Origin of the sequence: Pseudoxanthomonas sacheonensis, assembly GCF_010093305.1 — a bacterium.
Lineage (GTDB): Bacteria > Pseudomonadota > Gammaproteobacteria > Xanthomonadales > Xanthomonadaceae > Pseudoxanthomonas_A > Pseudoxanthomonas_A sacheonensis.
Genome location: NZ_PDWS01000017.1, coordinates 89,410 through 97,314, shown reverse-complemented (window position 1 = coordinate 97,314; position 7,905 = coordinate 89,410). Strand labels below are relative to the sequence as shown.

The 7,905-nt window shown below is 61.9% G+C and carries 11 protein-coding genes; 8 read left to right on the top strand and 3 right to left on the bottom strand.

Going from position 1 to position 7,905, the window contains the following annotated elements; translation table 11 throughout:
• From CSC73_RS14320 to CSC73_RS14300, 5 genes are all read left to right on the top strand, one after another.
• Window positions 1-490, top strand: a 490-nt coding sequence (locus tag CSC73_RS14320; protein ID WP_484573221.1) for an SPFH domain-containing protein, incomplete at its 5' end; no start/stop codon positions are given.
• Entirely contained in the window at window positions 487-1,350 is an 864-nt protein-coding gene (gene hflC / locus CSC73_RS14315; protein ID WP_163841424.1) for a protease modulator HflC, read from the top strand. The genes CSC73_RS14320 and hflC, both read left to right, overlap by 4 nt.
• Window positions 1,351-1,777: 427 nt before the next feature.
• The gene (locus tag CSC73_RS14310) at window positions 1,778-3,070 is read left to right on the top strand and encodes an adenylosuccinate synthase (RefSeq protein ID WP_163841421.1); all 1,293 of its coding nucleotides are present in this window, start codon (window positions 1,778-1,780) and stop codon (window positions 3,068-3,070) included.
• A gap of 92 nt (window positions 3,071-3,162) precedes the next feature.
• A complete protein-coding gene (locus CSC73_RS14305) occupies window positions 3,163-3,465 on the top strand; it encodes a helix-turn-helix domain-containing protein (RefSeq protein ID WP_343042730.1) in 303 nt (100 codons plus the stop codon).
• A complete protein-coding gene (locus tag CSC73_RS14300; RefSeq protein WP_211840892.1) occupies window positions 3,462-4,733 on the top strand; it encodes a HipA domain-containing protein in 1,272 nt (423 codons plus the stop codon). Before CSC73_RS14305 ends, CSC73_RS14300 begins: the two co-directional genes overlap by 4 nt.
• A 37-nt stretch (window positions 4,734-4,770) precedes the next feature.
• On the opposite strand, the gene CSC73_RS14295 is transcribed toward CSC73_RS14300, so the two are convergent.
• The 3 genes from CSC73_RS14295 to CSC73_RS18695 all read right to left on the bottom strand — a co-directional run bounded on the left by CSC73_RS14295 (window position 4,771) and on the right by CSC73_RS18695 (window position 5,888).
• Window positions 4,771-5,028, bottom strand: coding sequence for a helix-turn-helix domain-containing protein (locus CSC73_RS14295; protein ID WP_163841415.1), 258 nt, complete (start codon window positions 5,026-5,028; stop codon window positions 4,771-4,773).
• A gap of 1 nt (window position 5,029) precedes the next feature.
• Window positions 5,030-5,542, bottom strand: coding sequence for a DUF2975 domain-containing protein (locus CSC73_RS14290; protein ID WP_163841411.1), 513 nt, complete (start codon window positions 5,540-5,542; stop codon window positions 5,030-5,032).
• 154 nt (window positions 5,543-5,696) lie between these two features.
• The gene (locus CSC73_RS18695) at window positions 5,697-5,888 is read right to left on the bottom strand and encodes an XAC0095 family protein (RefSeq protein ID WP_425502328.1); all 192 of its coding nucleotides are present in this window, start codon (window positions 5,886-5,888) and stop codon (window positions 5,697-5,699) included.
• Window positions 5,889-6,308: 420 nt separating this feature from the next.
• On the opposite strand from CSC73_RS18695, the gene CSC73_RS14285 reads away from it, so the two are divergent.
• From CSC73_RS14285 to CSC73_RS14275, 3 genes are all read left to right on the top strand, one after another.
• Window positions 6,309-6,704, top strand: coding sequence for a hypothetical protein (locus CSC73_RS14285; RefSeq protein ID WP_163841409.1), 396 nt, complete (start codon window positions 6,309-6,311; stop codon window positions 6,702-6,704).
• A 76-nt stretch (window positions 6,705-6,780) separates the two neighbouring features.
• Window positions 6,781-7,017, top strand: a complete 237-nt coding sequence (locus tag CSC73_RS14280) for a hypothetical protein (RefSeq protein WP_163841406.1) — start codon at window positions 6,781-6,783, stop codon at window positions 7,015-7,017.
• Window positions 7,018-7,257: 240 nt separating this feature from the next.
• A complete protein-coding gene (locus CSC73_RS14275; RefSeq protein WP_163841400.1) occupies window positions 7,258-7,818 on the top strand; it encodes a hypothetical protein in 561 nt (186 codons plus the stop codon).
• Window positions 7,819-7,905: the final 87 nt, after the last annotated feature.

Below are 7,905 nucleotides of genomic sequence, written 5' to 3'. Positions count from 1 at the left end.
CGCCCCCCCCCCCCCCCCCAAGGACCACCCTGCCTGCGAGAAGGACAACACCCCCAAGCAGGTGCGCGAAAGCCTGGTCACCCAGGCCCAGGCCTACGCCGCCAAGGTCGTGCCCGAAGCCCGCGGCGAAGCCGCCCGCCTGCGCACCGCCGCCGACGGCTACAAGACCGCCGCCGTGGCCCGCGCCACCGGCGACGCCGCCCGCTTCAGCCTGCTGCAGGAACAATACAAATCCGCGCCCGATGTCACCCGCAAGCGCCTGTGGCTGGAGACCGTGCAGCACGTACTGGCGCAGAACCGCAAAGTGGTCGGCGGCGACGGCAGGCAGCTGATCTACGTGCCCATGCCGGCGCAGAACGGCGCGCCGGCGGCGCCCGCGCCCGCCCTGCTGCCCAACGACGTGGTGATGCCGGCCGTGCGCAGCACCGTGCCTTCCAGCTCGAGCGAACGCCCCGCGCGACCCACCGGCCGTGAGGAGGTCGAACGATGAAAACTTCCCTTTACGCCGCTATCGCAGCCGTGGTCCTGTTCGGCCTGCTGGGTTCGGTCTACGTGGTCCGCGAGGACCAGACCGCGCTGGTGTTGAACCTGGGCCGGGTGGTCCGCGCCGACATCAAGCCGGGCCTGCATTTCAAGGTGCCGCTGGTGGAAACCGCGCGCGTGTTCGACCGCCGCTTCCAGATCCTGGAAACCGCGCCGGAGCGCTACCTGACCCTGGAACGCAAGGACGTCAGCGTCGACTTCTTCGCCGTGGGCTACATCTCCGACGTGCGCGCCTTCTACCGCGCCACCGGCGGCGAGGAAAAGACCGCCAACGAACGTCTGGCGCCCATCATCACCGACTCGCTGCGCAACGAGATCAACTCGCGCACCTTGCAGCAGCTGGTGTCCGGCGACCGCAACGACATCGTGGTCAAGCAGCTCACCGCCATCAACGAAGGCGCCGGTACGCTGGGCATGCACATCACCGACATCCGCCTGAAGCAGATCGACCTGCCCACCGACAGCGAAGTCATCAAGCAGGTCTACGAGCGCATGCGCGCCCAGCGCATGCAGGTGGCCAGCAAGCTGCGCGCCGAGGGCGAAGAACAGGCCCGCACCATCCGCGCCTCCGCCGACCGCGACCAGACCGTACTGGTGGCCGAAGCCGAACGCGATTCGCAGAAGCTGAAGGGCGAGGGCGACGCCGAAGCCGCCCGCATCTATGCCGAAGCCGCCAACCGCGATCCGGCGTTCTACGCCTTCCAGCGCAGCCTGGAGGCCTACCGCACTTCGTTCTCCGACGGCAACAGCGTGATCGTGCTGGACAAGGACGATCCGTTCCTGCAGTACATGAAGAGCGATCGGTAATTCCAAAAAATGATCGAAGCGTCCTTCCCCCGCTTTGCGGGGGAAGGTGGCCGACAGGCCGGATGAGGGCGCTGTTGCTCTTGTGTCACCGCCAAAAGCACCCCCTCCCAACCTCCCCCTACTCGCTGCGCGAGCAAGGGGAGGGGCCAAAAGCGGCCCTCACCCGGCCCCGTATCAAGTACGGGGCAGGCTCTTCGGCCACCCTCTCCCGCAAGCGGGAGAGGGGCTTGTGCGGAGCAGGGTAGCCCCCGCCACCCAAAACCCGGATAATGCACAAAAGCCGGATGGGGCTGCTCTGAACGAGTGCTTCCCCTCCGGCTTTTTCCGTGTAGCGCCCTTGTAGGAGCGGCCCCTGGCCGCGACCTACGGCCCGGGCGCCGCGGTCGCGGCCAGGGGCCGCTCCTACAAAAAATCGGAGCTACAAATCATGGGTCAGTCAGTCGTCGTTCTCGGTGCCCAGTGGGGCGATGAAGGCAAGGGCAAGATCGTCGATCTGCTCACCGAGGAAATCGGCGCCGTGGTGCGCTTCCAGGGCGGCCACAACGCCGGCCATACCCTGGTCATCAACGGCAAGAAGACCGTGCTGCACCTCATCCCCTCCGGCATCCTGCGCGCCGACGCGCTGTGCCTGATCGGCAACGGCGTGGTCATTTCCCCGGCCGCGCTGATGAAGGAAATCGGCGAGCTGGAAGCCAACGGCGTCGAAGTGCGCTCGCGCCTGAAGATATCCCCGGCCGCGCCGCTGATCATGCCGTACCACATCGCCCTGGATCAGGCCCGCGAAATCAAGGCCGGCGGCAAGGCCATCGGCACCACCGGCCGCGGCATCGGCCCGGCCTACGAAGACAAGGTGGCGCGCCGCGGTATCCGCATCGCCGACCTGCATTATCCGCAGCAGCTGGCCGAACTGCTGCGCGTGGCGCTGGATTACCACAACTTCGTGCTGACCAAATACCTGGGCACCGAAGCGGTCGATTTCCAGAAGACCCTGGACGAAGCACTGGCCTTCGGCGAATACGTGCAGCCCATGAAGTCCGACGTGGCCGGCATCCTGCACGACCTGCGCAAGCAGGGTAAGCGGGTGATGTTCGAAGGCGCGCAGGGTTCGCTGCTGGATATCGACCACGGCACCTATCCCTATGTCACTTCCAGCAACACCACCGTCGGCGGCGCGCTGGCCGGCACCGGCGTGGGCGCCGATGCCATCGACTACGTGCTGGGCATCTGCAAGGCCTACGCCACGCGCGTGGGCGGCGGCCCGTTCCCGACCGAGTTGAACGACGAAACCGGCGAGCTGATCCGCGCCAAGGGCCAGGAGTTCGGCGCCACCACCGGCCGCCCGCGCCGCTGCGGCTGGATCGACATCGTGGCGCTGAAGCGCGCGGTGGCCATCAACGGCATCAGCGGCCTGTGCATCACCAAGCTGGACGTGCTGGACGGCATGGAGAAGCTGAAGATCTGCATCGCCTACGAGTACCACGGCAAGCGCACCGAATACGCGCCGCTGGACGCGCAGGGTTGGGAAGAGTGCACGCCGGTTTACCTGGAATTCCCGGGCTGGGAAGAGAACACCCACGGCGTGACCGAATGGGACAAGCTGCCCGCCGCCGCCCGCGCCTACCTGCGCGCGCTGGAAGAACTGGCCGGCTGCCCGCTGTCCATCGTCAGCACCGGCCCGGACCGCGACCACACGATGGTGTTGCAGGATCCGTTTGCTTGAAGAATCGCTAAAAACTAAGCCACAGTTTCTTTTTGGCTCTTTTTAGAGCCCCTGTCGAAATTTATAAGCTCTGGTTTAGTTTTTATTGTTGCATGGATCAAAGTCTGCCATTATCTAAGCTATGGCTTAGATTTGGAGGGGCGATGCGTATCCCAATCAACAGCGCTGAAGATATAGGCACTGCGATTCGCACTGCGCGGAAACAACAAGGGTTGCGGCAGGACGATCTGGCAGCCGTTGTCGGATCAAGCCACGTTTTTTTACGTGACGTCGAATCGGGCAAGCCCACGGTCCAATTGGGACGAGTACTACGCATCCTGCAAGAGCTGGGCATTTCTTTGGAGATGGACTTCCCCGACTCCCCACGGAAAGTCCGCAAAGGCCCAAGCAGGTGAGCATTCCAGCGCCCCGCACTTTGACGATAGGGTTCGAGGGAACTCGGGTAGGCGAGCTGCGGGAAACCAATAATGTCTGGTTGTTGGAGTACGACGCCGCCTGGCAGGGATCGGCTGAAGGTTTCGATCTGTCGCCAGCGCTGCCGCGCGCACAAGGGCTGATCGTCGACGGCGGCTCGGTCCGTCCCGTGCAATGGTTTTTCGACAATCTGTTGCCAGAAGATGGCGCCCGTACGTTGCTGGCGCATGATGCGGGCGTCGCTCAAGCCGACGCCTTCGGTCTGTTGCAACGCTATGGGCCCGAATCGGCTGGTGCGTTGACGCTGCTGCCGCCGGGCCAAAATATCCAAGAGGGCCACCTGGAGTTGCTCAGGGACGAGATCCTTTCCGAGCGGATCCGTGCATTGCCTCGCGTTCCCTTGTCGCACGGGGCTCCAAAACGCATGTCGATGGCCGGCGCACAACACAAGCTTGCCGTGGTTCTGGATGAAGGCGAGCTTTGGGAGCCAACGGGCAATGTGGCTTCGACGCACATTCTGAAGCCTGATCATCAACAGAGCGATCTCTATCCGCATAGCGCAATCAACGAATGGTTTGTGATGAGTTTGGCCGGTGCCGTGGGGCTGTCTGTACCGGAAGTAGCAATGCATTATGTTCCCGAGCCCGTCTACCTGGTTCGCAGATTCGATCGTGAAGGATCGCCTGGGTCGGCGCGTCGTCTGCATGTGCTGGATGCATGCCAGCTCTTGTCTCTGGATGCCGCCTTCAAATATCAGCAAGCCACACCCGCCACGTTGCGCTGGCTTGTCGAGGAATGCCGGACACGCGCGGTCGCCCGCTCCGCCTTGTTCCGGTGGGCGGTCTTCAACGCGGTGGTGGGCAATGGCGATTCGCATCTCAAGAACATGAGTTTTTACATGACCTCTCGGGGAATTGAGCTGGCGCCTCATTACGATCTGCTGTCCACCAATGTCTATCACCAAGAAGGCTGGGCCCGTGCGGAGCTGGTGACTTCGATGGGAGAGGCCAAGTATTTCGGCGACGTAAGCCGCAAGGAAATTCTGGCGCTCGGTCTTGAACTTGGACTGCCGGAAAGCGTCGCAAGCCGAATGCTGCAAGAACTGGCGGACAGGATCGAACGAGAGGCCACTCTTCTGCTGGAGCGCCATGAAAGCGGAAAATACGGGCTCGTCAACCCGGGTGAGGCGCGATTGCTGAGGCAAATCGTCCATGGCCCGATCGCGGACATGCTTAAGCAGCTTCGCTAGGCCCGGCCCGCGATGAGGGGCTTTTCTTCGCTGTTCTTCATGCGGGTGTTGCGCGGCTTGTATCCGCAGAAACCACAATATCCCCCTGGTCCTCCCGCCGGAACTCCAGCAATTCCCCCGGCTGGCAGTCCAACGCGATGCAGATCGCTTCCAGCGTGGAGAAGCGGACCGCCTTCGCCTTGCCGGTCTTGAGGATGGACAGATTGGCGACGGTGATGTCCACGCGCGCGGCCAGTTCGGTCAGGGTCATGCGCCGTTCGTGGAGTTTTTCGTCCAGCCGTACCAGGATCGCCATGTCACACCGTGCCTTCAAGGTCGGCGCGCATGCTTGCGCCGTGGGCGAACACGCCGGCCAGGACGAACATCAGCAGCACCGCCAGCCATGCGGCGAACGAGAACGCGTCGACCTTTCCCGGTTCCCACACCACCGCCGCAATCGCCGCGACGATCAGCCGCAGTCCTTCGAGCGCTGCGATGCTCCAGGCGATGGCGTTCAGGCGTTGGGCGTTCTCCAGGATAAAGGGGTCGCCGCCGCGCACGGTGTCCACGATGGCCAGCAACCGCCGCAGGATGGTGTGGACGATGGCCGCGCCCACCAGGCCGATGAAGACGATGGCGCGCAGTCCCTGGCCCACCAGCGGGTGGGCGTTGGTCATGTCGAAGCCGAGCGGCCGTTGTGGCCAGCCTTCTATGAAGAAGCTCCAGACCAGCAGGCCGGCGATGACCAGGGCGTAGAGGGCGTTGAGGAGGATCAGGCCCTGGATGACTGGCCGGGCGACGGCAAGGGCTTGGGCGCTGGTACGGGTCATGGCATGGTCTCCGGTTATATCGTTTATCGATATTAAACACATCGAAATACAATATGCAAGCATGCCTGCTTGACCCCCTCCCTTGCGAAAGCAGGGGAGGGCTGGGGAGGGGTGCTCTTCGCCTGGTCCCCCGGATCAAGATCCGCCGTAAAACTTACACCGACCGAAAAGCAGCCCCAGCCACAATCCGATCCGCAGCCTCCGCCAGTTGGTTGAAGCAATGAGTCAAGCCAGCCCGCGGCAGGATCAAATGGTCGGGGTTGAGGATTTCCGGCTGGCTGAGTTCGGCCAGCAGGTGCAGGTGTTGGCAGAGGCACTGCAGTTGCTGGTGGGCTTCTTCGGGCAGCAGGTAGCCGGGGAGGGCATGGCGGTGCGGCGGGGCTTGAGCATGGTGGCGGTACTCCGGTCCGTGGGTACGCCCGCTTGCGAGGGCAGGCGGGATGTCGGGAGGCTAGAAACCGCACTAAGACGGCAGGCTTATTCCCCTTGCGGGTGTTGTATTCGCCCACTCCCGACGCAGAGCATTAGCGCCGGTTATGTCCGAGAAAGTCCGGACATAAAGAACCCACCAGAGCTCATAGGGCGGGCTCAAGCCCGCCGCATGCGGCAATAGCGATTCCATTCGGCGGGCCGGGACCCGCCCTATGTTTCTCTGCACGATGATGCGCATCGCCTTCGGCTCAACCTGCCCCGCGAGCTGATTGACGGGCCTCCCAGGCCACACCCACAATCCGCGCTACGCCCTATTTCTGGAGCCTAATCGTAGTTGGGCATCACACCAAGCACTATGTTCGTCCGGTTTACCACTCTTGCCATTGATCCAGACTCTGGCCATACCGGTGGCATCCTGGTTGCGGCCCATGAGCTGCGTGATGGCGGCGACCTGACCGTTGACGAGCACTCCGACCTCCGGACCGTACTATCTTGGTTCAATGAGTACCTGCTCGTTCCGGCCATGCTCGGGATAAAAGAGCATCGTCGGGCCATTTCTTGGTTCAAGCCCGCGGCATCTGAGGCCATTCGGCGCATGTGGCACCTCAAGGAGCTCCTTGACCTCCACGGAGTGCATGTTGAGGTGCTACATACTTCGGACCCGGGTAAAGTTGTGTACGAGGATGATTGGCAGGTCATCGCCAAGCCCTATAAGGGGCAGCGCTTCTAGTTCATAGGGTGGTGCCTAATAATTCATTCAATCCGAACCCGCTTCGCGGTTCGGCTTAATTTGGGCGTTAGGTGTCATGAAGAACCACGCGTCGATAAGCATGCTAAGGACGGACCTGACTCTCGTCGCGCTCGTGGTGGTTTTTGCGATTGCCGCATTTATATTTCGAGACGGACTGGGCCTCCTGATATTTGCAGCGCTCGGTTTCGCCGCCTTGGTGCAACTGTTTCGTGTGGCATTCTTGCGCGGGCGGACGGAAACGCTCAAGAAGATCTGGATTGCCTTCAAGGATGCGTTCTGGGGGATTGGATAGAGAGCGACGTATTGACGGGTCTTCCGGAACCCATAGGGCGGGCTCAAGTCCGCCGCATGCGGCATAGCGATTCCATTTGGCGGGCCGGGGCCCGTCCTATGTTTCTCTGCACGATGATGCGCATCGCCTTCGGCTCAACCTGTCCTGCGAGCTGATTGACGGGCCTCCCAGGCCACACCCACAATCCGTGCTACGCCTCACTTTTGGGGTCTAATCGTAGTTAGGCATTGAGGATAGATCGTGACGAAGAAGTTCTTGGAGGGGCTCGTTTTCGGCGCCGGATTCGGTATTTCGTTCTTGCTCGTTTTCTTCCTGTACACGTTCATTGCAATGCCCGCATTTGTGTCTAGCAAGATTCATACGAATGAAGAGCGCCCTGTGAATAGCAAGCCATGGTCCAGCACCGGTCAAGAGCACCCTGATTTCAACGAACTTACGTTGGAGGAACAGATCAAGGCGGCAAGCGTTATTGCATTGATCCGCTACGAACCGACCCCTGGCGGCAAGGTCAAGGCTGTAATCAGGGAGTTCTTGAAGAAGGACTCTGGTGTTGAGCTCCACTACAACATCGGAGATGAGTATGGTCCCGCCAGCTATTACGCAGGCGCGGGGTCTGACCGTGGCGACGGAGTCATTGTCTTCTTCGTTGGATCTCCCGCGGAAATGCGCATGTCTACGACGTATGCTGGCGACCGCATTCGGGGCTTGGGGGATATCCCTTTGGAGTTGTTCAAAGACAAATGCATGGCGACAATGCCTAACGATTCATTAAAGCCGAAACCGCTTCCCGGCTCGGCTTAGAGCTCATAGGGCGGGCTCAAGCCCGCCGCATGCGGCAATAGCAATTCCATTCGGCGGGCCGGGGCCCGCCCTATGTCTGCCAGGAGT

What these genes read in the sequence shown, in the direction of transcription:
- hflC (WP_163841424.1), top strand. Translation starts at nt 487, where the DNA reads ATGAAAACTTCCCTTTACGCCGCTATCGCAGCCGTGGTCCTGTTCGGC.
- CSC73_RS14310 (WP_163841421.1), top strand. Translation starts at nt 1,778, where the DNA reads ATGGGTCAGTCAGTCGTCGTTCTCGGTGCCCAGTGGGGCGATGAAGGC.
- CSC73_RS14305 (WP_343042730.1), top strand. Translation starts at nt 3,163, where the DNA reads ATGGATCAAAGTCTGCCATTATCTAAGCTATGGCTTAGATTTGGAGGG.
- CSC73_RS14295 (WP_163841415.1), bottom strand. Translation starts at nt 5,028, where the DNA reads ATGGCGATCCTGGTACGGCTGGACGAAAAACTCCACGAACGGCGCATG.
- CSC73_RS14290 (WP_163841411.1), bottom strand. Translation starts at nt 5,542, where the DNA reads ATGACCCGTACCAGCGCCCAAGCCCTTGCCGTCGCCCGGCCAGTCATC.
- CSC73_RS14280 (WP_163841406.1), top strand. Translation starts at nt 6,781, where the DNA reads ATGAAGAACCACGCGTCGATAAGCATGCTAAGGACGGACCTGACTCTC.